Here is a 24,762-nt window from a genome sequence, read left to right on the forward strand (position 1 = left end):
TGACTACTGACTATTAAGAGGGCGGGCACTCTTGGCACCGCCCCTACCAACAGTTAACAGTCAACAGTCAACAGTCAACAGTCAACTGACAACTGACTAATGACTTCTTTGCCGCTGAGCTTCGTACAGGATGAGGGCAGAGGCGATCGACACATTTAATGATTCTACGTTGCGGCTGAGGGGGATTTGGATTTGTCGATCGGCCAAACTTCTCAATTCGGCTGACAATCCAGCACCTTCGTTACCCAAAACGATCAGAGTCGGTACTCGCAAATCTACTTCCCAATAAGTTAAACTCGCACCGGCAACGGTTGCTAATATTTGCATTCCCCGATTTTTGTACCCGGAGACTTCGGCGGTTAAATCTGGAGTGACTGCTACGGGCAGCTTAAACCAAGCTCCGGCGGAGGCGCGCAGCACTTTGGGATGATCTAAATCGGCGCTGTCGGCGCTCAGCAGCAAACCGTCGGCATTAGCAGCCGCGGCCGTGCGGACGATCGCCCCCAAGTTGCCGGGATCTTGGATGGTTTCGAGGGCTATTCCTAAAGTTGAGATTTCTGCTGGCGCTGTGGCGGTGCGGGGTGCGGTGGCGATAATGCCGTCTGGTTGAACTGTGGTGGCGATCGACTCTAATACTTTTTCACTGACTAATTCTGTGCGATCGGCCAAACTACCAATTTCCTCCCACAATTTCCCGTGGCGATCCAACCATTCGGGAGTGCAGCAAACTGTTTCTAGCGGGTGTTTAGCGGCGCAAGCTTCTTCGAGCAAATGCGTCCCTTCTAGTAAAAATAATTGTTGTTCCCTGCGTCCCTTCGAGCTGTGCAGCTTGCGGATTTCTTTGACTAGGGGGTTTTGAATACTTGTCAGCATTGTGTTAATTCAGCAGAGCGAATGGGGTTATTTCCTGTATCGGGTTAACCCCAAACTTTTTTCTGCCTTTGGAATGCGGAACCCGGGACTTGAACCCGGAAGGCTTGCACCACATGAACCTGAATCATGCGCGTCTACCAATTCCGCCAGTTCCGCATCGGTCACGAATTAACACTGTGCACTATGTTCCCGAATTTGTCAAGTGTTTTTGGCAATTAAATTTTTATTGGGGAATGCGAGTGTTGACTGGACTTATTTGCATGGCATAAATGTTCGATCGCCCTGTCAACCGCAAATTTAAGGCAGATTGACGCAGATTGAGGCAGATTATTTCGATTTTTTAGCGATCGAATGAAGCGAATTCAAGTTGAATGCTGACATTGGTGGAAAAACTTAATATTGCCCTAGTCCCTTGGCTGATGATGTTAAAATTGTTTTGGCAGATAGTTCTCATCTCGGCTACCTATGTCTGAGCCATTAATCCTCGATCCGAGTCAGTTGCCAGATATTAGCAACTTAGTTCTAGAAGACGATACTCCTTTGGATAGCTTCATTAACGAAAAACAGCAGCGATTGCTGACAACGGTTTTGTATAGCGGTGGCGATACAGGGATTGCTGTTCCGTTTATTGCGGCGGCAAATGTCGGTTTGTTCAGCAGCATACGTCAACCGGGAGTCGCCCCGGATGTTTTTCTCAGTATCAATATTACTGGTGCTGAGGATTGGTGGGAAAGAAAAGTGCGATCGTATTTATTTTGGGAATTTGGCAAACCTCCCGAAATTGCGATCGAAATTGTTTCCCCAACTCCGGGAAATGAATTGGGCAGCAAGTTAATAGACTACGCTCGAATGCGAATCCCATATTATATTGTGTACGATCCGCTACGGGAGTTGAGAGGTAGCACGCTGCGAGTTTTTGAGTTGCAGAATCAATCCTACGCGCCCAAAACTGATGCTTGGTTTCCCGAAGTCGGTTTGGGACTAACTCTGTGGGAAGGTGAATTTGAAAAGGTTGGTGGTACTTGGTTGCGCTGGTGCTATCCTAGTGGCGATCCCATTCCTACAGGCGACGAACTGGCGGCTCAAAAAGATGCTCAGTTATCTCAAAAAGATGCTCAGTTATTGGAGGAACAAGCGCGGACTAAACGAGCATTTATTCAGATGATCGAACTCGGTTTGAGACTGAAATTTGGAGAGGAAGGATTGCTGCTGCTTGATGAAATTTCGGCAATTTCTGATGTGGCTGTTTTGCAGGCGATCGCATCTGGCATAGCAGCAGCCAACAACCTCGATGAAATTCGCCAATTTTATCAATTATAATTTTACAAAATTAGTAATATCATGTTTGTTTAATTGGCAATTATATCATAATAATTTTTGCTAGGGGCGGGTTCACCAACAATTTTTAATTCCCACAGACAATCTCCAAAAACCCGCCCCCACTAATCGACATAAATTAGAGCGCCCGCTAATCTCAGAAACCCGGTTTCTTCCTATATTTCTCGTACTCAACCCAAATTTATCGGAGAAACCGGGTTTCAACGCACTAATTGAGAAACGAAAATTTAATAACTTAAACATCTGCCACACTTTTCTCTCTTCAGAAGCGGTGAGGTAAAGAGAGGTAAAGCTTGGTAATATCGTTTCCGCTTGCATTGGAATGATTTAACCACAGAGAACACAGAGTACACAGAGTCCGAGAATATATATCTGAATCATTCCGATGCTACAGGATTTGATATAATGAGCAATTTAACACTTCGTTCGTAGTGCGGACTTTAGTCTGCACTACGAACCAATTTTATCGTTGTAAATCGACAGAACACGATATTAATCGGCTAAATCTGGGAAAACTTCGCGCACGGCTGGATGCACCAATCTGTGATTCTGTACGTTCAATCCCTTCGCTAAACTCGGATTCATTTCCAATGCTTTAATCCCGTTATTTGCTAACTGCAAAACATAGGGCAAAGTGCTGTTATTCAAAGCTAGAGTTGCTGTCCAAGGCACTGCACCGGGCATATTTGGTACGCCGTAATGCACAACTTCTTCCTCGATATAAGTAGGATTTGTGTGAGAAGTTACTCGCAAAGTTTCCACGCAGCCGCCTTGGTCAACGGCTACGTCAACAATTACAGAACCGGGGTGCATTTTCGCAACAAGTGGGCGAGAAACCAGAATTGGAGCTTTTTTACCTAAGACCAAAACTGCGCCGATTAACAAATCAGCATCGGAGATAACTGCTTCTATTTGCAAAGGACTGCTGTAGAGGTATTCTACTCTGGAACCGAACAGAGTTTCTAAGTAGGCTAGGCGATCGACATTTACATCCAAAATCTGCACTCTAGCGCCCATTCCTACAGCAATACGGGCTGCTTCGGTGCCGACGATTCCGCCGCCCAAAATCACGACTTTGCCCGGTCTGACCCCCGGTACGCCGCCCAAAAGTACGCCTCTGCCGCCTTGCTGCCGTTCCAGATACCGAGCACCGAACTGCACGGCCAAACGCCCTGCAATAATGCTCATGGGCGCTAGCAGCGGCAGTTTCCGGTCGGGGAGTTCGACGGTTTCGTAGGCGATGGCCTGGACTCCGCTGTTGATTAATTGCTCGGTTAATGCGCGATCGGCTGCTAAGTGCAAATATGTAAATAGCAACTGCTCTTTTTGAATCAGCGGGTACTCAACGGGAAGCGGTTCCTTAACTTTAACAATTAGTTGCCGGTTCCAGACATCTGAAGCCTTTGATACAATCTTAGCCCCTGCTTGAAGGTAGTCCTCGTCGGTAAAACCGGCCCCAACACCAGCATTCGTTTCGACGAAAACTGCGTGACCTTTGTCGGAACAAGCCCGGACACTGGCGGGACTGAGCCCGACTCGAAACTCCAAATCTTTGATTTCTTTGGGAACGCCTATTTCCATCTACAACCTCTAAATCTCAGGCTTATGCCGATCGAATTTAACTCAAAAACCATCCCCAGCGGGATAATACTATTGTAGATTTTAGATTTTGCCATCCGGCCGGGCTAGGATAATTTTTGTTGGATTTTCCCCCAGATCGATCGCAATTTCCAAAATTTGTCATTTTCCATAAGGTCGATCGTCTTTTTAGCTTGTTCCAACTGTAACTGTAGCTGTTGAATTTGATATTGGTAATTCTGCAATTCGGAATTGGCTTCCTGCAACGAAATTCTCACTGCCGTTTCCCCAGTATTTTTCCTGATTGCAACATCGTGATAGCCGAGGGACTGAAAGGCAAAAAATATGAGTTCCCAGTTATTTGCAATACAAAACTCATTGACTGCTTTCGCCACACCGTAAGGCATCACCTCGCATACCGACCAATTTGTGTAATCGTTAAAAACCATCATTCCTTCGGCTTTAACTTTAGTATAACCTTGTTGAATATCTTTGCATACACCTTGATATTCGTGGTCGGCATCGATATACATCCAGTCAAAATACTCGTCAGGAAAGCTCTTTAAAATTGTCGAAGAATCCCCTTCGTGAAGCTCTACCTTTCCATTTTCTATCCCTTCTTGAACTAGACTTTTTTGTTGTTTGCTGATTTCGGCTTTGAATAAATCAAAATTATAATCGATCAAATGCAGCTTTTTGGGCTTGGCAATAGCAAGAATTTTTTCGGCAAAGTGCCCGTATTGAGTTCCCACCTCAGCCACCACACTATCTTTAGGCAAATATTCCAATATCTTTAATCGACTTTCAACAAAGCGACAATTTTTCACGTGACACTCTAGAAGCATTGGGGCCGAAAGCAGCAATGGATTGTCATCAAAATTATTCCATTTTTCGTTATTCCAGTCCTTAGTCGCTTGTAAAAATCTTTTTTTGTATTGTATAAAATCAAACATATTATTCCGATGATAATTGAACTCGAAGCCTTGGGAAAAATATCTAATCAATACCAAGCATTTTGTAGTCAGTACCTACGTCCTTTTGCCAATTCAGAAGCAATGACTAAAGTCCCTACTAGATTTTTTTAACATTTTTGACATTCGGGCAATTTGGTCGGCTACAAAAAATGCTATGGTAATCCTATTTGATTTTTGAACTAGATTTTTTGTAGAGGAACCTCTGATTGTGTATAGAAGGAGAAAAGAAAGAAATATTGAGCTTGACAGATATTGAAAGGATTACTATTAAATTTTTAGTTAACCCTATTTTAGTTTAAAATACATTAGGGTTTAATAGATGTGATTGAATAATAGCTGATAGGGAGTCTGCTGTCAATATATTTTATCTGTCACTTATAATTTAACAGGCTTGCACTCAGCGCGTCTCAAAAACAAATGCCACGGATACCTACATTAACATTCGATCGCGGAACGATTTTGTTGCACCCGCCGCCCCAAGGCAGAGACTGGGTGGACTTTGCTACGTGGGACGATCGCGTCGAAAAATACCGCATCCGAGCAATTCACTACCGCCCGCTGGTAGAATGCCTGCAAGCCGACTGCATTCACTTCACCGACGAAGCCCGGGCCTACGAACTACTCGAACTCGTACCCAGCGTCGAAATGCAGCCTTACGAACATCAATCGCAAGCCCTCGCAGCTTGGCAAGCAGCGGGAAGTCAAGGAGTAGTCGTCCTCCCCACGGCTTCCGGCAAAACTTACCTGGCACAATTAGCCATGCAGGTCACGGGCCGCAGTACATTAATTGTAGTACCAACTCTCGATTTAATGCACCAGTGGTACGCTAATTTGAAAGCTGCTTTTCCCGACATCGAAATTGGATTGTTGGGCGGAGGTTCGCGGGACAAAACGCCAATTTTAGTGGCAACTTACGACAGCGCCAGCATTCATGCAGAAACCTTGGGCAATAAATACGGATTGTTGGTTTTTGACGAATGCCACCATTTACCAACGGACTTTTATCGAGTAATATCCGAATATGCGATCGCCCCTTTTCGACTCGGACTGACAGCAACACCCGATCGCACCGACGGCCGCCACAGCGACTTACATTTCCTGATCGGCCCGACAGTATATAGCAAAAGACCGGAAGATTTAGCTGGCGATGCTTTAGCCGACCATAAGATAGTTCAAATCATGGTAAAACTATCAAAAGAAGAAGGATCTCGCTACGGCGAATTAATCAACATTCGCAACGACTTCTTAAAACAGTCTAACATCAAAATATCCAGCCTCGAAGGTTGGAAACACTTTATCATGGCAAGCGCGCGATCGCCCCTAGGAAGACGCGCCATGCTAGCCCACCGCCAAGCCAAAGAAATCGCCCTTTGTACCGAAGGCAAACTGCGAATTTTAGCTCAAATATTAGCAGAACATTCTCCCCAGCGCACCCTAATTTTCACCGGAGACAACGCCACAGTTTACCGAATTTCCCAAGAATTTCTCATCCCCACAATCACCCACCAAACCCCAGTCAAAGAACGTCACGAAATCCTCGATCGATTCCGCAGCGGCGAATACAAAACCCTCGTGGCATCCCACGTCCTCAACGAAGGAGTAGACGTACCCGATGCCAGAATTGCTATTATACTGTCAGGTACCGGCAGCGAACGCGAATACATTCAGCGATTGGGTCGAGTTCTCCGCAAAAGCAGCGATGCAAACAAGTTAGCAATTCTCTACGAAGTCGTCACCGAAGACACCAGCGAAGAAAGAACATCCCAGCGCCGCCGAGGCGGAATGCAGCCTTACAAACCCCAAGCAAAAACACAAATAGAACCGCCAAAGCCAGAAAAACAGCAACTAGAAACTGTCAAACCGACACCCATTTACGGAGTTAACCGCCAGACAACCCAGCGCGCCGCAGAGTCGCCTCAAAAATGGGGAGAAAATAATGATGGAGAAAATGAAGATTAGATATTGACAACTTAAATATATAGTCTTATATTCTTATAATCCCAAATCCGGGTTCTTGACACTTTTTCTGAACTCTGCCTTACCAACATCTTTTTTAACAATCTTAAAACCTTTGTGGAAAGAGAGTTTTAAGATTAATTTCGCACAAAGCTTGACAATTTGATAATTGTGTGCAGCAAGAAAAAATCGATTTTCTTGAAAATCGATTGTCGAAAAATTGGGATTTGATAGCGCAAGAGCGATCGCTCTGCAAATGTTAAGAAATGCGATGTCGATCGAGCATAGCTTTATGAAGAAGGCGTGGGAAACCTTTTGACCTCAAACTGCACCAAGTCTGTCGGAGTTGCTCCTCGGTGTCTCGTGAAGGACGCACTAACAGATCGAGAAGATATAGCCTTTCTCACAAAGATGAGGTGCTCTCGCGGGCAGCGGGCATCGGGCATCGGGCATAGGGCATAGGGCATAGGGCATAGGGCATAGGGCCTAAAAGCATCGGGCATACCTCACCTTTGTGAGAACCGCTATATTTCAGGCGGATTTGGAACAAACAACAAATTCACACCTCTTGCAGGTGAGATTTGTCATGTCTTCGTACATTCATCTTTAAGGGTTAATACACTAATGTCATCCAATAACTTCTTTGATTTGACAAACGGTATCGATATTTTTACGATCGACTCCAAAGTTCCCGCCGATTTTGGCGTTCGAGCGCTCGCAGGAGCAGATTTCATCGTCGGTTCCGATCGCCCGGATTGCGTTTACGGGAACGATGGAGCGGACTCGCTCTTCGGTGAAATCGGGAACGACAGCCTGCAAGGCGGACGCGGGGCCGATCTGCTGTCGGGCAATGCCGGAGATGATTTTCTCCAGGGAGAACGCGGTAATGATGTTATCTTTGGCGGTCAAAACAACGACACATTACTCGGTCAAGAAGGAGACGATTTCCTAGCCGGAGGTGCAGGGGTTGACAGTCTCATTGGCGGCGACGGTTCCGATGCTTTTGTGTTGAATGTTGCTGATGCTGTAACTAATCCGGCCCTCGCCGATACGATCGCCGATTTCAGCGATGAAGAGGGCGATGTCATTGCTCTGACGGATGGCGCAGGGGATGCCCTCACCGAAGCCGACGTAACGCTGGAAGCCAACGGCACCGATACATTCATTCGGCTCAAAGCAACTGGTGGAATCTTGGCGCGGGTACAAGGAGTCACCCCTGCGACGCTGACAGGCTTATTCAGTACCGTCAAAGCGACGCTGGACGATACGGAACCGGGAGCCACAGTCCTGGGTCCATTGCCGGGGGGAGCTACGCTTCAGGGAGCAGTGGGCGATGAAGATTATGCCGACTTTTTCCAATTCCAAGTAGCGCAAACGAGCATTGTTAACTTTGGCTTGAGCGGCTTGAGTGCAGATGCAGATTTGGCGCTGTATCAGGATTTGAACGGCGATGGGGAATTGGGAGGAGATGAAATTATCTCTGCATCCGAGCGATCGGGCACTGCGAATGAAAGCATCGAGAACGTTACCTTAGATCCGGGTAAATATTTCCTATCGGTGGAGGCATTTGAAGGGAACACCAACTATACCTTGAGTGTGGCCGGTGTTGCCGGAACTGTAGCGGCTGATTTGGCGGGCGATCGACCCAGCACGGCACGCCTGCTGCCACCAGACGGCGAAGTGGAATTGCACGACTACGTTGGCGGAACCGACGCAGTGGATACCTATCGCTTGGAAGTGCTCAACGCGGGGTATTTGGATCTGTTCACCGACTACCAGGATGCGGATCTAAATTTGACTCTGTGGAGCGATCGCAATGGCAACAACCAGTTGGATGCCGATGAGATTGTTGCCGGGGGAACTAATGAAATTCAGGACGATAACATCAACCCCGGTACTTACTACATCAATGTTACCGCCCCAGGGGCAGCAACGCCCTACGAAATTTCTGCCACCTCCGAACCGGGCAGCCGGGTAGACACTGAAAACTATGACCCCCTCTTCCCCGGTATCCCCACAACCGGCACCCTGACTCAAAACGATAACTTCGATCCCAACGATGAGGAAAACTACGCCGATCCCTATCTCGTACCCGAACTGGGGGCTGGGTTAACGGTGACTGTGACTCAAGAATCGGAGGATTTCGATGCTTATCTAACAGTGGTGGATCTGCTCACGGGCGAAGTGGTAGCTGAAAACGATGACATTAACCGTCAGGGCGGAGACTTCAATGCTCGGGTGAGTTTCACCACACAGCCGGGAGTTCAATATGTGGTCTATGCCTCTAGTGTCGATGCTCCGGGTTTGGGTGACTATACTCTGGATGCGACGGTGACGGGAACGCCGATTGCAAACGCGGTACGCAGTGCGAGTGCTGACACTCCTTTACCGGAACCGAGCTTTACTGAGAAGGGCAAGCCTATTAAGAATTTCACCTATGCCCCTCTAACAGGCGGTCTAGCCCAGCCGATTCAAATATCTGGGCTCAACCAAGCGCGATTCGGCAATTGCGCTTTTTTGGCAGCCCTAGGAGCTACATTCGGCAAGATTGAAAATCCCAGCGAGGCTGACTCCAAGCAGAGTGCAATTCTCAACAATGCCATTAAGCCCGATGGTGACAACTACACCCTCCAGTTCTACAACAACCTAACAGGCGCAGCGAAGAATGTCACTGTGGACAACCAAGTTGTGACCTACGAAGATTACATATTTGGGGCGAAATGGCCCAGTGAGTTTGCCGCCAAGCCGAATGAAGCGGACAAGAAACCCATCTGGTCCTCCATTTTTGAACGTGCTTACGCCAAGTTCCGGGGTGAAGAGACCGGTAAGAATGGCTATGATGTGATAGGGAATGGCGATCTAGCGGGGATTGCCCTTAAACGGGTGACGGGTAAGGCGATCGAAAATATTTTCTGGAAGGATGGCAAAGACTTTAAGCTAGTAGATGGGGAACTAACCCAGACTCCTGAGGGTCAATTTTCGTACACCTTTGCTCCTCTGCCTGATGAGCCCGATAAAATCTTTAACCGCATTAAAACTGCGTTGGACGGAGGAGGCTACGTTGCTACTGGGACAATCGGCGGCGGGGATGACACAAAGGAATTATATAGTGGGGTCTTACACCAAAGTCATGCCTACAGCATCCACAATGCCTATGAAAAAGACGGGCAAAAGCTGATCTTGCTGCGAAACCCCCACGGGAATGATAATCGTAAGAACAAGAAGGCAACAGAAGATCCGAGTGACAATCTTAAGGATGGGTTTATAACCATCACATTCGATGCGTTTTTGAAGAACTTTAATGGCGTGAGTTTGTCCAAGCCATAGTAGCGATCGCTTCTTCAAAACCCAACTGTTAAGTTGGAAAATATGTAGGTTGGGTCTCGTTTCGCAATCACCCAATTTAGTCAATGGCTGTTGGGTTTCCCAGCGTCAACCCAACCTACGCAATCGCCCAATTTAGTCAATGGCTGTTCGGTTTCCCAGCGTCAACCGGACACGATATAGTATATTTCTTCTATGACTTTCGTTAGACTCAAATTAAATCAAGGTGAAATGAAATCTTATCAACAACTAATTCACATTCCCTAAAAATGAGCGACCTGCCACAAATAAGTAACTTTAAAGTCTTCCCCAAACATACAGGAATTTGGGAGGGAAGCTGGACAATACTCGATGCCAACTGCCAGGAGATATCAAAATTTACAGCAGTATTAAACCAGAAAATAGTTGACAACCAGTGGAGGCAAACTAACGTTCAAACTTATGCTAATGGCAAGAGTGAAACCCAAAACTTTGTAGGTAATGTAGTCGGTGAAGGACAAGTACAAATTGAAAGTCCAGACTTTCCGTTTTCCAATTACAAGACGCTAGCCACAGAAATTAGAGATAATTTGATAATTTTTCAAATATGGGACAAGGCAACTAACAGTCTCAGGGCGGTTGAAACCATTAATCTCGTCAGTTGCGATCGCCGAATTCGGACTACCCAAAGTTTGACAGAAGATGGAAAACTCCGGGGAGTTATGGTGATTGTAGAACAAAAAATTGAGTAATTCTTTTTACTGCTTATGCTACCAACTGATTTGTTAAGTCACCGCCAAAGTGGCGAATCAATTATTCCCCTACGTCTCAAGATAGATGCTAAAAACTTAGAAGCAGCTACCGAAACGATAAACTGTTTTCAAGAGTCGATCGGCAAAACCCAAGGCGAACTCGACGGACGCTTGCTAGAACTAGAAGGCGACAGCCCCGACTATCGCCTCAAACGGGGATTGGCGCACCTCCTCAAAGGCGGTTTCTGCACCTTGGAAGTCATCAGCCCCCTAGAACCATCAGACTTGAGACAGCGGGTTTTTGCATTGTCGGCGCGATCGACTCCCAGCCCGCAATCCACCCAATTAACCCTCGAAACAGTAGCAACAGAGCTCAGCCAAGACTTAAATAGAGAAGTTGTTACCGAGGAAATCAAAACAGGTTTGTACGCCGACTTAAACGAAAACAAAATCCTCACCCAATTCGACGCACCAACACCCGAAAAATTGCTTCACAGATACAACCTTTCTCAAGTCCAAGGCATATTTTACCGCGCCAGCCAAATTCAAATCAACGCCCACCGCAACGATCCGGGAGAATACAAACTCCTATTTCGGTATTTAAAATTATTTCAATTAATGACATACATCGAAGGCGATGCAGAACACGGTTTTACCCTCACAATCGACGGGCCGACAAGCTTGTTCAAACCCAGCACCCGCTACGGCTTAGCCCTGGCAAAAATGCTGCCCGCACTGCTGCACGTCACCAAATGGAGTATGCACTCAACCCTGCAAACCAAAGACCCATTTAGCGGTGTTTTAAAAACAGGTAAATTTAGCCTGAATTCCGAGTGCGGATTAGTCAGCCACTATCCCCCAGGAAAGCCCTATGATAGTATGTTAGAAGAAGCATTTGCTAGCAGGTGGGACAAGTTAAAAAGCGACTGGAAACTCGAACGAGAAGTCGATCTCATCCCGATTCCAGGTAGCGTGATGATTCCCGATTTTCGGTTAGTGCATCCCGACGGGCGAGTATATTTATTAGAAATAGTAGGGTATTGGCGGCCGGAATATTTACAAAAGAAATTCGCACAAGTACAAAAGTCTGAATGCGATAATTTAATTTTAGCCGTTTCCGAGCGGCTGAATTTAGAAAAAGCCGGAGTGAATATCAAAGATGTGCCGGCCAAAGTAGTCTGGTTCAAAGATAAATTGCCACCAAAATCCGTCCTAGAAATTCTCGAATAGTAAGTTATTCAGCCTTGAAAATTAAGTTTTTGGGCGGGCTAGAAGCCCAACCCCTAATCCCCACAAGAGTTAAAAGAAAAATAACTCTACTGTTTTCTTTCTCTCTCTGCGCCCTCTGCGCCCTCTGCGGTTCAAAAAAATCCTCCTCAAAAAACATCGCACATTGCACGCTATACTAAAATGAGAACATCCCGAATTCTTACCACCGCATACTCTCACCCTCAAACTGATTGAAAAATGGCAGACACAAGTATTGTCGAGAAAATCAAAAAACTTTTAGCCCTCGCCACCTCATCCAATGAAAACGAATCGACTGCTGCGGCCGAAAAAGCTTCCGTTTTATTGGCACAGTACAATCTCAGCCTCGCCGATTTAGGCCCGAATCACCAAGAAGAAATTGACGAAAACTCAGTGGAGACAACCTCGAAATTTGTCACTTGGAAAATGATGCTGCTTTCGGGAATTGCTGAAGCTAACGGTTGCAATGCCATGCGAAATACTTATACTGGGAATATGTTTTTGGTGGGAAGTTCTACCAACCTGATTGTTTGCAAACACCTTTATGAATATCTGAGTTCTGCAATTGAAAAAAGAGCTAAATATCGCAAAGGTAACGGCAGGGGATTGGCGTATCTCAATGCTTTTCGGGTGGGATGCGCGACTAGGTTGCGGCAAAGATTGCTAGAACAAAAGCAGGAGATGGAAACGTCTGGGATTCCGGGAGAGGGAAATGCGGCGGCTACTCCTGGGATTGTAGTGCGATCGATGTTTGAGAAAAATCAACAGGCGATCGGGGATTATTTAGAAAGCCGAGGGGTTAAAATTAAAACGAGAACAGATTCTCAAGTCAGCAGCGAGGCTGGTTTTAATTCTGGGTATGAAGTTGGGGACAAAATTAGTTTGCACAAGCAAGTGCAGCCGCCAGAGGATATGAAACAACTTAATGAGTGTGTTTGAGTTTAAGTATAGCTAGCAATTCAATTTAGGCGGTTAATATCTGCTTCAGTTTTGGTGTAATAGATATATATTGTCTAAAAAAACGGCGATATCTGTCACTTTTATTGCTGAAACTATTTAGTTTGAGGTAATAAAAAAGTTTCTTCGATATGCGCTTTTATTGTCGGACTAAGATTACGACTACTATTTAGACAATCAACTAATAACTTATTAGCATCATAATACTGGCGTAACCGAATTTTAGATTTTTCGCTGAACTCCCAATTATGGCCTAGATTGCGATACTTAATTGTTACCATTTTTACTTGCTCAAACCAATTGGGAAAATCAGTTTCAAACCAATTATTAAATTTTTCTTCGTTTTCCTCATCATCAGGTATTTCATTTTGGAGTTTTTCGAGCTGTTGCTTGAGATCGGGTTTAAGCTCAAGGACAGCATCAAGCGTACAAGAACGGATAAGTTTGGGTTGATCCGCAAAGAGTACAAAAAAATAAACTGCACTATCTATATCAAGAGCATTATTACTTCCAAAACAAGAATTTTTCTCCAGAGCATAAGCACACTTAAAAAGACTGGATACACTCGCTCGCATACTGTTAGAAAAGCGATCTATTTCACGAGCAAAATACAAACTCCGAACGGCAGCTAGTTTGAACGGAACTTCCTCTTGATTCTTCACTGACAAAGATTTTTGATTTAACCATAGAAAAAATTGCTGCAACTTTTGATCGTTGGGTATAATTTTATCAACTTCTGTTTTCATTAACAGCATTAATTCATTAGCATTAGCAGACGGTAAGATTTCCGCCGTCAATAAAAACACTTCTCGCCAGCGCTCTTCATTAATGTGGACGACTAATTTTTCTAAAAATTGTGGTTCTAAACTATTAGCAAATCTGCAAGCCGTCAAATACTCCTGAAATGTGAGATGAGAAAAAGAGTAAATTTTTGTTGCGCGTTCCACCAGTAGTCCATGTTGCTCCGCAATAGACTTCAACACTGATTCACTATCTAAGTGTACTTGCACCGGAGCGTTTTTTTCATCAGTTAATTTAGTAAGACAGTCGGTGATGAGTTGCTGTATTTCATTTCTCTCAAAAAAGTAATTATCTTTCTCAAATGCAATGGCTGCTACTTGACTCAATAGTTGTTTTTTGTTCCGCACAGGCAACTTTCGATAAACTTCATCTCGTTTAATATTCTTGGATTCATCCCATCGGAAAAGCAGAATCTCTAATCCTTCTTCATAAAGTTTAGCTCGGCTAGAAGGAAAATTAGCTTTCTCTTGGAAAACTAAGCAGGCTAGATTGAGCAATATCGGTGTGCGTGCTAGTTCTAGAATTGATTGATGTTCTGAAAGATACAATTTTTCAATAAACTCAGCAGCTTGGCTTAAACCCTGCTCTTTAGAGTTTCTGGCAACTGCTACAAACCACTTTTTAGAGAATGCTTCTATTTGCTCGCTCTTAAAATCTGCCACTTTAACATAAGTAAAATTTAAACTAAATAGCCGATTGGCAAGCTGAGACTCAATCCTACAACTTATAACTAATCTATTGCTAAAATATAATCTTGAAAAATAAGATATTTCTTTCAAAATTGCATCAGCTTTCTCTGGGTCTACTTCATCTAAACCATCTAGCAAAATCAAAGCTTTGCCATTAAAAAATAAGGTATTAATCTGCTCTTCCCAAATATCACAATTTAATAAAAAATTCTCTCTGATGTAATTTAAAAGGCTAAAATCACATTGATTACTCCTGGCAGTTATAGCAAAATCTTTTAATTCTATAAAAAATGGTATAAGTTGAGGCTGAAACCTACCTTGGTTGCACTGAATTGCTAAAGACTTCAAAAAAGTTGTTTTTCCCGATCCCGGTTCTCCCAGTACCATTAGCTTCATGTTATTTTCTGCGGCTGCTACATCTATTCCCGGTACTCGTTCTTGTTGTACTCTACCTAAATCAATACGGTCAGACTTATCTATCGCTGAATTTAAAAATTAAAAATCATAAATCGTTTTCTTACTATTGCTGGGAAGCTTTTCTAGAACGTTGATATCAATGTAAATATTATCTATTTCAACTGGGCGTTCAACATCTAAAATGCGTAATCGTCCGCACCGATCTTGAATCTTAGCATTGTGATAGGGATGCGATCGCACCCTTTGCACCAAGACATCGGGGTTATCCTCTGAAGCATCTTCAACCGAACCAAGTTTCCATTCTCGATCGACACTGGTGCTTGGGTTTGCGATGTTCGCTTCCTCACCACCTACCAAAGTCTCATCATAGACAGATAGCTGCGATTCCTTAATCCCTTGAGAATTACCAACACCTATCAACTCAGGCATTGACTGGGCAAACAGAGCAATTAACCCTGGTAGTTTGCGTTCTGTTTCATCTTGAAGCTGAAAGTTCTTATAAAGCTGTCTCAAATTCTGCTGTACTGCATCTGTACTCCCATCACAAATGTCACAGGCAATTTTTGCCTTACTCTCACCCGCTAACACTCTCAGAAGTACCTGTTTGCGCTTGGAAGGTAGTTTATCGAAAATCTCTCTGATTCTTTTGGCATCCATATTAGGCGTTTCTCATAAAAATGAGATTTGTCTCACTACCAATATATGAGATTCCTAGCTGTCATGCTTAAAAAGTCAAGCCACAGAGGAAACTTTGATTATGACAAGTCTCAATAATCGACAATCACCCAACTTCCCCATTCAACTAGAACTACCTGTAATGCCTCAGAAAATAGATCCACTCAAACAAATGGAAGAAGCAATTCAAAGTATGCTAGGTCTGACATGGAAAACTGTGCTGCTTCAGATATCACCACGCAGCACTAAAGAACTCATGTTACAGCACGGTAAACTGATTGCTCTCCATGATGGCGAAGCCCGGATTAAAGTCTCGTCAACACCACTTTTGCTAATGGCAATTCAAAAACTTCCCGATGTTGAATCAGCCTTCCGAAAAGCTTTTGGCACTACAGTCAAAATCCGTCTCGAAGTGTAATTGATATCCTTTTCGGTGACAGCGTATTATTCAATGCTTTGCTCGCGTGCGGTGCGTGACAGTCAATAGTCGCACCGCCGCCAGTTAAAGTTTTCCCGCTGTCACTCACCCTACGAGTGATATCATGCACAGAGTACGATCGCCCTCAATCAATCAATCAACTGGGCCTCTTCAAAAATCTGTCTAGTCGTCAACTCCAAACCAGGCAGCAACTCATCCACAATTAATGTATTATCCGTATAAACTTAACTAGAACCATCGGGAAAAAAACTTTTAATTAAAATAGCCTCTGGATCGATCGCCCAAACTCGCGGAACGCCCGCCGCCAAATAATCTTTCGCCTTCTCTTCAAATTCCTTCATACTTTGATCGGGCGATATAATCTCGATCGCCAGTTCAGGAATTGCCGGACAAGCTTCATTCCGCCGCCAACTTTTCGGCAGACGTTCATAGGAAATATACGTCAAATCAGGAACTGGTGCCCAATCTTTGCCCAGACGCTTTAACAGAATTGCCCATTCTGGAAGAACTCGCCCGCGACTTTTACACCATACACGAATCAGGCGACACAAAGCTCCCTGTAAACTGGAATGAAAAAATTTTGGAGACACTTTAGGAACTGCTTCACCATCTACAAACTCATAATATACATCTGAGTCAGGCAAAGCTAGAAATTCTTCTAAAGTGAGTTTGGTTCCGATGCCTACCATGAATCCCAGCCCTCTCGCTAATTAATTCAAATATCAATTATACAAAATTTCCTAACTTTCCTAAAAAGAAGACCGGGCGGTTGAAACCGCTGCTATACAAACAAAACCCGCCTTCGCGGGTTCAAGAATAGGCGGTGAAAATTACGTTTTACATTATTCTATTGAGTCCGCGGAGGCGGACATTGTTTGTGTAGACGCGGTTTCAACCGCCGTCTTACTTCACCCAAGCCCGATGAGCCATCAAAGCCGCAAGCGGCCGCACTCCCCGCAACTGATTCGACAGCGGCAAATGACCCCTAGGCGCGCTCAAATCCCAAATAAATTCCTGCGGGTAGCGCGTCCAATTATTCCCCTTCTTCCAGCCAATTAGCGGCCACAATTTATCCCAATTCTTGCCCGAACTCATCCAAATTTCGCGCTGCACCGAAAAGCCAAATTTACCTTCGGAATGAACTTTCCACAGCACATTCATTGTTTGCAAATCCGCCACCGGCAAACTCTCAACTTGCGTAAAATACAGCCACTTTCTTTGCAAAGCTGTGGAGCCCGCCAATTCACAAAGCTTCTCTAATGTCAAGCGATCGGCTTCTTGAAATTCCTGTAGCGCCAATAATTGTTGCAGCGGAGTGTAATCAATGTTAGAGTCCGATCGCAGCGGCACCACTCCAGTTGGAAAATTCGCCTGCAAAAACTCCGCAGCTCTCGGAGAGTCAGCACTGTAAAGAATTTGGTAAGCCTTGCCCATTACCGCCGTCGGTTGCTCCGACTTGCGCTCTAATAAAAATTCCATCAATACGTCCCAACCCGCATCTGCTATGTGCTGTTGCAGCAGTTGCAGTTGAGTTTTTTCCGAACCAGACCTCAACTGTGAACGGAGTTCGGCTGTATCGGCCGCCGAGTCTGAAGGAGAAGTAGAAATCGAGTCAGTCATGAGCAACTATCAGCTATCAGCTATCAGCTATCAGCGATTAGCTGAAGCCCTGGTTTTCTCCTATTGTACAATGCTACTGACTTCGATTTACTTGAGTTTACTCGGATGGTTGCGCGCTGCACGGCGGCCGACTAACCCCGCCGCCCGCACAGTCGATCGCGCCAATGGCAGCAATCGCAAATTAGGTTTGCCATCTGAAATTTGCGATCGGTGCCGTGCAGAAGAGTTTCTTGTGCAGCTTAATCGTCCACAATCGAAACCCATGCAGAGAACGAAGGGGGAAAATAGTTGATGTCATATTCCGAATCTTCCCACTCTTTGACCCAAAGCGGTACAGCGCCGGGGCGAGGAGTTGCCGCAAAAATTCGGTCTTTCGATTCGATCGAGTGAAATAGCTGTTTTAAAGTATCTCCCCGATCCAAAGCGCAACTGAGGATGTCGTCCAAGTCTGGATCGACCCGTTTGACGCGGTTTTTGTCCTCCTCATCCAGCCACAGAAGTTTCAAAGACTTGAGATCCCTCGGACTGAGAATGCTCTTGTAGTAAACGCGCTTGAGGGTGGCTACGGGTTCCAAAGAGCGTTCGATCCGGCGAATTTGCTGAACTCGCAGGTAGTGCCATTCCGCTAAACGCTTGCGATCCGAAGGCGCTAGGGTTTCCTTCCCGGTTGAGTGTTTGTAGTCGTAGTTAACCAAGCTGCAAGCCATATTGGCCAGCAGGTGAATTAACTGTTTTTCTTTGGGTGTCGCCTGACGCCGTTCTTGGGTTCTTGTCAATACGCGCTGTCGCCGGGTAGTTTCGAGAATATTTTCCATTGGGTTTTTAAGAGATGAAATACGATTGTGCCAGATCCGAATCCCGAACATCAGAAGGTAAGGAAGCCCCTAGCCAGGGAAACTCCGCCGACAGACTCGCCTCACCTATTTATTTTCCCATTTACCCTTCTTTGACACTGAGTTCCACCCCCGGATCGGGTAGACTGATATTCGGATAGACTTTTAACCCCCTCGATCGTTCGAGGTTGCGACAACAAACACCACAACCACAATCACAACCACAACCGCACTGCGGGCGAACCGCACAGCAGGCGCAAATTATTTCCTGCCTTTACCCGTTTTTACTTCTTCTTGCTCCCCATCCTCATTCGTTCCAGTGTAGTTGAAGTCGGGATGACTCCCAAAAGCCTTCAAACTGCTGGCTGTTTTTGGTTGTGGGACTAGCGCAGAAGCGCTGGCGCTACCTGCATGGACAAAGCCGATGCCCGCCGAGGCAATTACCCCTAATACTAAGATGCTGTTTTTCATGTTCGATGACCCTGATTTGCGTAGATTGGCACTTTTTGGCTAACTCGACCGGTCAGAAGTGGGTTGATGCAATAGCCCACTTGTCTTGCGATCTATCTGCCTGCCATAATCAATTCAGACAGGCACACCCGCTTGCGATCGGAAACGCCGGAAGTGACGTGTTACTAATGTCCACGATCATCCACTAACCAGAAATTTTCGGGTAGTGGGGCTAAGGCCATCAGGGCGTCGATCCATCAGGGAGTTATGTCATCAGGGTGCTCATCTATCGGGTAGTTAATTCATCAGGGCGCATCTTCTACAATTAGCCACAGACTTAACTTTTATAGTTGAGCGAGTGGTTGGCGGGTACTGACAATGCCTTTAAGAATTAAACTTTTTGTGGATTTATTCCCAAAAGTTTTTCCTTAAGAATCCCCGCACTCATTGAAGACGGGGGACTGTCAGCAGCGTGGAATTCCATGCAATCTAAGTCAACAAAAAAAAACGCAGATTAACGATATCTCCCACTCAAGCAGCCCTCAGCAAAACGCTGGGGTTTTTTATTGACACTCATTGCTGAGCCTTTTTCTCCGGAATTCGGTAGCCTGATTTGAAGACAGAAGGTTGACGGCATTGCGGTTGTGAGTTTCCCTGGCAACATCATACCATCGGGTGAATTTTTCAGCCTTATTGTAAATAAATGTGAACTTAAAGCCGTTATGATGTTCTAAATCCGATCGAGTAAGAGATTGATATAGTTATATGAATGAATGTAAATAATCGGGTGTCACAGTCCGATCGCCCTGCTCGCAGGATTTGGGGCCAACGGTTGCAAAGATACGGTAAAGATTGAGCAGCAGAAAGGTCAGTTAGTAGACAATAGAGTAAACAGGCACAAAAATTTTCCACGAGTAATCTGGCAATAATAATAATTGCAATTTGTAACCTTTCGATCGCATAACATAGGGGCGCAGTATCTTGTTGAATTCTCAGATGACAGCATTCGTCAACTCAACTTACCAATATCGAGTCGGAGGATATTTGCCTGCCGCTGCACCCACCTATGTCAGGCGATCGGCAGACACCGAACTCTACGAAGGACTCAAAGCCGGACAATTCTGCTACGTGTTGAGTTCGCCGCAAACGGGCAAGTCCAGCCTGCTAGTGCAAACTGCCAAAAGGTTGCAAGCAGAAGGTACAGCCTTTGCAGCCATCAACTTGAGAAGCATCAGCAACCCAGATATCTCCCCCCAAAAGTGGTACGGGGCGATCGTGTACCGCATCGCCAGCAGTTTGCACCTCACAAACAGGTTTGATGCCCTCAAATGGTGGAACGATCGCGAACTGCTGTCGCCGGCGAACCGATTCGAGATATTTATCGAAAAAGTTTTGCTCAAGTCAATTCGGCAAAACCTAGTAATTTTAATCGATGACATTGACAGTATTAGAAATCTGAATTTCAGTACCAGCGATTTTTTTGCTGCGATCCGGGCTTGTTACTCCAAGCGGGCAGAGCAACCGGAATACGATCGCCTGACTTTTGCTGTTATGGGAGTAGCAGCCCCGTCAGAACTGATCCGAGATCCAAGCTGCAACCCTTTTAATATTGGACGGCCGATTAACTTAAGTCGATTCCAACTGGAAGAAACTTTGCCGCTAGCAAAAGGATTGGCACTCAAAGCTTTTCGCCCCCAAAAAGTGCTGCAAGAAATATTAGCTTGGACGGGCGGTCAACCGTTTCTGACTCAAAAGCTTTGCCACTTGGTACTGGAATACGGGCTTTTTATTGGCAGAAATTGCGAAGCCCAGCAAGTTGAAAAACTGCTCAAACACCGCATAATTAAAAATTGGGAAGAATCGGACGAACCCCAACATTTGACAGTAATCCGCGATCGCATTTTCCACAGCCGCTGCGAGCTTACCAAGCTGTTAACCCTGTACCAGAAAATTTTGCAGCCGCCCGACCCAACCAAACCGGGGGAAGCGCCGGGAGTAGCGGCAGATTACTCTCCCGAACAAATCGAATTGCAACTGTCAGGACTGGTTGTTAAAAATCAGGGTAAATTAATAGTTGCCAACCGAATTTATCAGTCAGTTTTCAATCAGTTTTGGGTGGAACAAGAATTAGGAAATCTGGCTCCGTACCGCGAGGCGCTGGCAGCATGGCTGGCTTCCGACCGCGAAGATAACTCGCAGTTATTGACCGGGGAAAGTTTGCAGTCAGCTTTGGATTGGGCGGCGAACAAACAATTAAGCCAAGAACACGGTTGGTTTTTGAATCCGGGAACTTTGCCGGAAAAACCGACAGCCGCTGTCGCACAAGTTGCAGCCAGCAGTGCAGACACCGGTGCAGACAGCAGCATTCTCACCCCGCCCTCAGATATTATTGTTGTTCAATCCGGCAGCAACGAACAGAGATTGTACGATCACATCGTTTCTTGCGTGGAAACAGAATCCCCCGCACAGGTAATCGATCGGTTCCGCAAGCTGTTTATCGACGGTATGGGCTATCCCGATCGCGAAATTGAAGCAACTTTGTACAGTATAGTGTCCGTCAAGCGATCGGAACGAAACTTTAAATATATCCTCCACCGCTGCTGCTACATCCCGATCAACCGCTGGCAATTGCACTCACAAAACAAATTTGCCATCGCCAATCTGGTAGCTTTATTCAAGCAAACTTCTCCCCGATTCGGGATGAGTTCTTACATAGTCAAATGCTTGCAAGAACAAATAGACTTCTTTACTAAAAGTGCAGAATTCCAGACCATAGAGCGTTTAGTAAAAGCCCTAGACCAAGACCCGGAACCGCAGAAACAAGATAGTCATTCCCCCTTGGGCGAATTGATTTGTCGGTATCCTTATTTGTACGGGCATTCTCTGCTGAGCAAAGATAGCCTGGAGGAAGACCAGCAAACTATCAAAAAACTGGAATTTCAACGACAAAAACAATTTGAAAAAAATTTATCTCAATACTTAAATTATTTGGTTGAGCCGAAAAACACAGAGATAGGAATTGTGGACCCTGCAGCAAATCCCACACTTTTGAACGATGCAGAACTGCACTTGGCTGTCAGGGAATTTGCCGGAAAAGTAGCAGGCGATCGCAGTTACAAAGAATCGGCTCAGTTTTTCCTGAGAGATGCCAGAAAAACTTCATCTTACAGCTCATTTAAACAGGATTTATATGAATATTTAATCTCGTCAGTCGAGCCAGAATACGGCGGCCGTCAATTTAATGACCGCTTGTACAAATACATCAAAAATACATTTTCAGAAAACGACTCGGTGAAATTAAATAATATGTTGTTAGCTGGGACTTGCAACCAATTGTTCAATTTTTTAGTAGTGGAAAGTTCCCAACATCCCAGCCACTACGTTTTTTACGACTTGGTGTACAACCTCGGCCCCAGCCGGACAATGGGTTTGCTGTTCAAAATCGTACTGCTTTCGGGCAAAGTTAAGCCGGAGTTGGAAAAGCGATTGTCTATTTTGTTCAATCACTATGAAGGTAAAGCTTCTGATGAAATTATCTGGTTTGTCAAATCGTTAGAAAATTTCAATGTAGCTTTGGTGGTAAATTTTGGTAAGACGGATTTGTCTTTGGTTAAACAGCATCTTATTTTGAATTGAAAAAGAACTATAGCCTTTCAATATCTAATATGAGGTACTATGCGGGATTGGGGATAGGGCATTGGCCAAACAGGGCATAGGGCATTGGCCAAACAGGGCATAGGCCAAACAGGGCATTGGCCAAACAGGGCGGAGCGAAGCGGAGGGATTGGCCAAACAGGGCAGAGGCCTCTGCGGGCATACCTCATATCAAATCCTCTCTTCATCGGAATGATTCAGATATATATTCTCGGACTCTGTGTACTCTGTGTTCTCTGCGGTTAAATCATTCCGATGCAACCGGAAACGATATCACCACGCGATCGAACCGCTATAAGTTGATGCAAAAGTGTAGTATTATTCAGTAAACAAGATTGAATTAATTAGTTTTCAAGAGTTGAAATTATCTGCGTCGATCGGCGTTTATCTACCTGACATCTGCGGTTTGCCCATCAATCAAATATCTATGCAATAAGTCTAGTAAAAAACAATATGATTAGCTATCTCAAAGGCACAGTCGCCGATATCGCCAAAGGCAGCAACCGCATCATTTTGACTCTCGAAGTCAATCAAATTGGCTATGAAATCCAAATTTTGCCCCGCGTCACGGGTGAATTGCCAGCATCCGGCGAAGTCGCTCAAATATTTACCCACCAGCAAGTCAAGGAAGACCAAATCGTATTGTACGGTTTTGGTAGCGCGGCAGAACGCGATTTGTTTCGGCAGTTGACGAGTGTTAGCGGTGTTGGTGCTCAACTGGCGATCGCCCTTTTGGATACTTTAGGAATGCAAGATTTAGTCCAGGCGATCGTCGGCGGTAACACCCGCATCCTCGCCAAAACCCCCGGAGTCGGCACAAAAACCGCCGAACGCCTCGCCCTGGAACTCAAAAGCAAACTCTCGGAATGGAGACAGCAAGCTGGTTTGACAACTTCTGTCGCCGCCGGAATCCCAGCAGCTATTCAAGAAGAAGTCGAGATGGTGCTGCTGGCGATGGGATACACAGGGGCGGAAGTCTTGGAAGCGCTGCAAACCCTCAGTCAAGACAGCAGTTTGTCGAATAAAGGTAATGCTGAAGATTGGATACGTGAGGCGATCGGCTATTTGAGCCGATAGTTTTCTGGTCAATACTATTAGCTATTGAGGACACCGCAATGTCGTTTCCTACCTCAAAATAATCGTAGTACGATCGAGTCCTCGCCCGCGATCGCTCTTTTTTGATGCAACCATCGCCCGATCGATTGTAAGGAAACAGCACCGTCGCATCCCGATCTTACTTGTTTAGACACTACTAATAGTAGTCAGGCGCGCAGTACACACCTACCAATAGAGTTTATAGATAATTCCTAGTTAATTTGACACCAATTCCACATAAAATTCCCCTACAAAATAGTATTTAAGTTTTGTAACTACTTGGTTTTTTACATAAAAATACTCAGTTAAGCCTGATATAAATAAAGTAGTCCTCAATAATTTTTGCAGTTGATATTCTCGACAATTTTTGCGAAGTCTGGGATATGAAACGCTGACAACTCATGCCAAATTCGGCTTAAATACCCTCTTGATTTCTTAGTCTGCGGAGGCAGATTTCGTTTGTGTATCGGCAATCTCTCTATGGTTGCCCCGGTTTCAACTGCCGAATGATAAAGGGGATAGATAACTTTTCATAAGAGGTGAAAAATCATGCACATTTCAACACGTACTGCTGGCTTTCGCAATTTGGCTTTGTCTGTTGTTAACGGTGCAATTACTTTGATTGTACTTTTGATTGCGCCCTTGGGATTAGCTGCCGTAATTATTAACACCTTGTTAATAACAGCAGCGACTTTTGTGGCAGGAGAAATAGCCGATCGCGTTATCCGCTACCTTCAGCCCAGCAGCCCTGAAGAAATCTTCCGAAATTCCCAGCAAATCCAGTCGCGCGATCGCAGACAGATCGATCGACGCTAACAATGGGTAATATCAATTCCATTAGTGTCAACTTCACGTAAAACCGATAGTCCGGCAGGGGTTTTAACCCCTGCCTCAAAGCTAAAGTCCTCTCAAATAAAACTGGAAAAAAGAATTTTTCAACTCATTAGTTTTGTTTGAGAAGACTTTAGCGACCCGGCGATTGAAAGAGACTGTTGGCGAATTAAAAAAGGGTGAAACCAAACATCCCATAATCATGGAAAAAAACTATGATGAGGCAGAGGGAAAAAGAGCAGAAAAACGAGAGTGCCGGGTCAAGCCAATCGGAATGTT

Annotated in this window: 19 protein-coding genes and 1 tRNA gene; 10 read left to right on the forward strand and 10 right to left on the reverse strand. The window is 45.1% G+C overall.

Annotated features, from left to right (window positions below; genetic code table 11):
* Positions 1–96: 96 nt before the first annotated feature.
* Together WBA89_RS28710 and WBA89_RS28715 are read right to left on the reverse strand one after the other, a co-directional pair.
* Positions 97–873 carry a TrmH family RNA methyltransferase gene (locus tag WBA89_RS28710; RefSeq protein ID WP_424411027.1) on the reverse strand — a complete coding sequence of 259 codons (777 nt, stop codon included), beginning with the start codon at positions 871–873 and terminating at the stop codon, positions 97–99.
* A gap of 74 nt (positions 874–947) precedes the next feature.
* Positions 948–1,029 (reverse strand) — tRNA-Leu (locus WBA89_RS28715).
* Positions 1,030–1,338: 309 nt separating this feature from the next.
* Between WBA89_RS28715 and WBA89_RS28720 the strand changes: the two genes are divergently transcribed.
* Positions 1,339–2,193, forward strand: coding sequence for a Uma2 family endonuclease (locus WBA89_RS28720; RefSeq protein ID WP_424411028.1), 855 nt, complete (start codon positions 1,339–1,341; stop codon positions 2,191–2,193).
* A 510-nt stretch (positions 2,194–2,703) separates the two neighbouring features.
* Here the strand turns inward: WBA89_RS28720 and ald are convergent.
* Both ald and WBA89_RS28730 read right to left on the reverse strand, forming a co-directional pair.
* Positions 2,704–3,792 carry an alanine dehydrogenase gene (gene ald / locus WBA89_RS28725; RefSeq protein ID WP_424411029.1) on the reverse strand — a complete coding sequence of 363 codons (1,089 nt, stop codon included), beginning with the start codon at positions 3,790–3,792 and terminating at the stop codon, positions 2,704–2,706.
* Positions 3,793–3,896: 104 nt separating this feature from the next.
* Positions 3,897–4,742 carry a class I SAM-dependent methyltransferase gene (locus WBA89_RS28730; RefSeq protein ID WP_424411030.1) on the reverse strand — a complete coding sequence of 282 codons (846 nt, stop codon included), beginning with the start codon at positions 4,740–4,742 and terminating at the stop codon, positions 3,897–3,899.
* A 438-nt stretch (positions 4,743–5,180) separates the two neighbouring features.
* Here WBA89_RS28730 and WBA89_RS28735 point away from each other — a divergent pair, with 438 nt between their 5' ends.
* The 5 genes from WBA89_RS28735 to WBA89_RS28755 all read left to right on the forward strand — a co-directional run bounded on the left by WBA89_RS28735 (position 5,181) and on the right by WBA89_RS28755 (position 12,961).
* A complete protein-coding gene (locus tag WBA89_RS28735) occupies positions 5,181–6,722 on the forward strand; it encodes a DEAD/DEAH box helicase family protein (protein ID WP_424411031.1) in 1,542 nt (513 codons plus the stop codon).
* A 621-nt stretch (positions 6,723–7,343) separates the two neighbouring features.
* Positions 7,344–10,046: a pre-peptidase C-terminal domain-containing protein gene (locus WBA89_RS28740; RefSeq protein WP_424411032.1), complete on the forward strand. Its 2,703-nt coding sequence runs from the start codon at positions 7,344–7,346 to the stop codon at positions 10,044–10,046.
* Positions 10,047–10,312: 266 nt separating this feature from the next.
* Positions 10,313–10,774, forward strand: coding sequence for a DUF3598 family protein (locus WBA89_RS28745; RefSeq protein ID WP_424411033.1), 462 nt, complete (start codon positions 10,313–10,315; stop codon positions 10,772–10,774).
* A 15-nt stretch (positions 10,775–10,789) separates the two neighbouring features.
* Positions 10,790–12,004 (forward strand): DUF790 family protein, encoded by a 1,215-nt coding sequence (locus WBA89_RS28750; RefSeq protein WP_424411035.1) that lies wholly within the window; start codon positions 10,790–10,792, stop codon positions 12,002–12,004.
* Positions 12,005–12,241: 237 nt separating this feature from the next.
* The gene (locus WBA89_RS28755) at positions 12,242–12,961 is read left to right on the forward strand and encodes a DUF2786 domain-containing protein (RefSeq protein WP_424411036.1); all 720 of its coding nucleotides are present in this window, start codon (positions 12,242–12,244) and stop codon (positions 12,959–12,961) included.
* A gap of 113 nt (positions 12,962–13,074) precedes the next feature.
* Here the strand turns inward: WBA89_RS28755 and WBA89_RS28760 are convergent, their stop codons facing one another.
* A complete protein-coding gene (locus tag WBA89_RS28760; RefSeq protein ID WP_424411037.1) occupies positions 13,075–14,865 on the reverse strand; it encodes an NACHT domain-containing protein in 1,791 nt (596 codons plus the stop codon).
* A gap of 99 nt (positions 14,866–14,964) precedes the next feature.
* Positions 14,965–15,543: a hypothetical protein gene (locus tag WBA89_RS28765; RefSeq protein WP_424411038.1), complete on the reverse strand. Its 579-nt coding sequence runs from the start codon at positions 15,541–15,543 to the stop codon at positions 14,965–14,967.
* Positions 15,544–15,643: 100 nt separating this feature from the next.
* On the opposite strand from WBA89_RS28765, the gene WBA89_RS28770 reads away from it, so the two are divergent.
* Positions 15,644–15,979, forward strand: coding sequence for a hypothetical protein (locus tag WBA89_RS28770; protein ID WP_424411039.1), 336 nt, complete (start codon positions 15,644–15,646; stop codon positions 15,977–15,979).
* 245 nt (positions 15,980–16,224) lie between these two features.
* Here WBA89_RS28770 and WBA89_RS28775 read toward each other — a convergent pair whose 3' ends face one another.
* From WBA89_RS28775 to WBA89_RS28790, 4 genes are all read right to left on the reverse strand, one after another.
* Positions 16,225–16,689 (reverse strand): Uma2 family endonuclease, encoded by a 465-nt coding sequence (locus WBA89_RS28775; protein WP_424411040.1) that lies wholly within the window; start codon positions 16,687–16,689, stop codon positions 16,225–16,227.
* 214 nt (positions 16,690–16,903) lie between these two features.
* On the reverse strand, positions 16,904–17,620 hold the full coding sequence (locus WBA89_RS28780; RefSeq protein WP_424411041.1) for a GUN4 N-terminal ARM-like repeat domain-containing protein: 717 nt from the start codon (positions 17,618–17,620) through the stop codon (positions 16,904–16,906).
* A 239-nt stretch (positions 17,621–17,859) separates the two neighbouring features.
* A complete protein-coding gene (locus tag WBA89_RS28785) occupies positions 17,860–18,435 on the reverse strand; it encodes a hypothetical protein (protein WP_424411042.1) in 576 nt (191 codons plus the stop codon).
* 279 nt (positions 18,436–18,714) lie between these two features.
* Positions 18,715–18,924 (reverse strand): hypothetical protein, encoded by a 210-nt coding sequence (locus WBA89_RS28790; RefSeq protein ID WP_194064409.1) that lies wholly within the window; start codon positions 18,922–18,924, stop codon positions 18,715–18,717.
* A gap of 975 nt (positions 18,925–19,899) precedes the next feature.
* On the opposite strand from WBA89_RS28790, the gene WBA89_RS28795 reads away from it, so the two are divergent.
* The 3 genes from WBA89_RS28795 (at position 19,900) to csx18 (ending at position 24,468) form a co-directional block, all read left to right on the forward strand.
* The gene (locus WBA89_RS28795) at positions 19,900–22,539 is read left to right on the forward strand and encodes an AAA-like domain-containing protein (protein WP_424411043.1); all 2,640 of its coding nucleotides are present in this window, start codon (positions 19,900–19,902) and stop codon (positions 22,537–22,539) included.
* A gap of 471 nt (positions 22,540–23,010) precedes the next feature.
* Complete coding sequence (gene ruvA, locus WBA89_RS28800) at positions 23,011–23,634, forward strand: Holliday junction branch migration protein RuvA (protein ID WP_424411044.1); 624 nt, start codon at positions 23,011–23,013, stop codon at positions 23,632–23,634.
* Between the two features lie 567 nt (positions 23,635–24,201).
* On the forward strand, positions 24,202–24,468 hold the full coding sequence (gene csx18 / locus WBA89_RS28805; protein ID WP_424411045.1) for a CRISPR-associated protein Csx18: 267 nt from the start codon (positions 24,202–24,204) through the stop codon (positions 24,466–24,468).
* The last annotated feature ends 294 nt before the right edge of the window (positions 24,469–24,762 follow it).

The sequence above is a fragment of the Microcoleus sp. genome (genome assembly GCF_049646505.1).
Taxonomy (GTDB): domain Bacteria; phylum Cyanobacteriota; class Cyanobacteriia; order Cyanobacteriales; family Microcoleaceae; genus Microcoleus.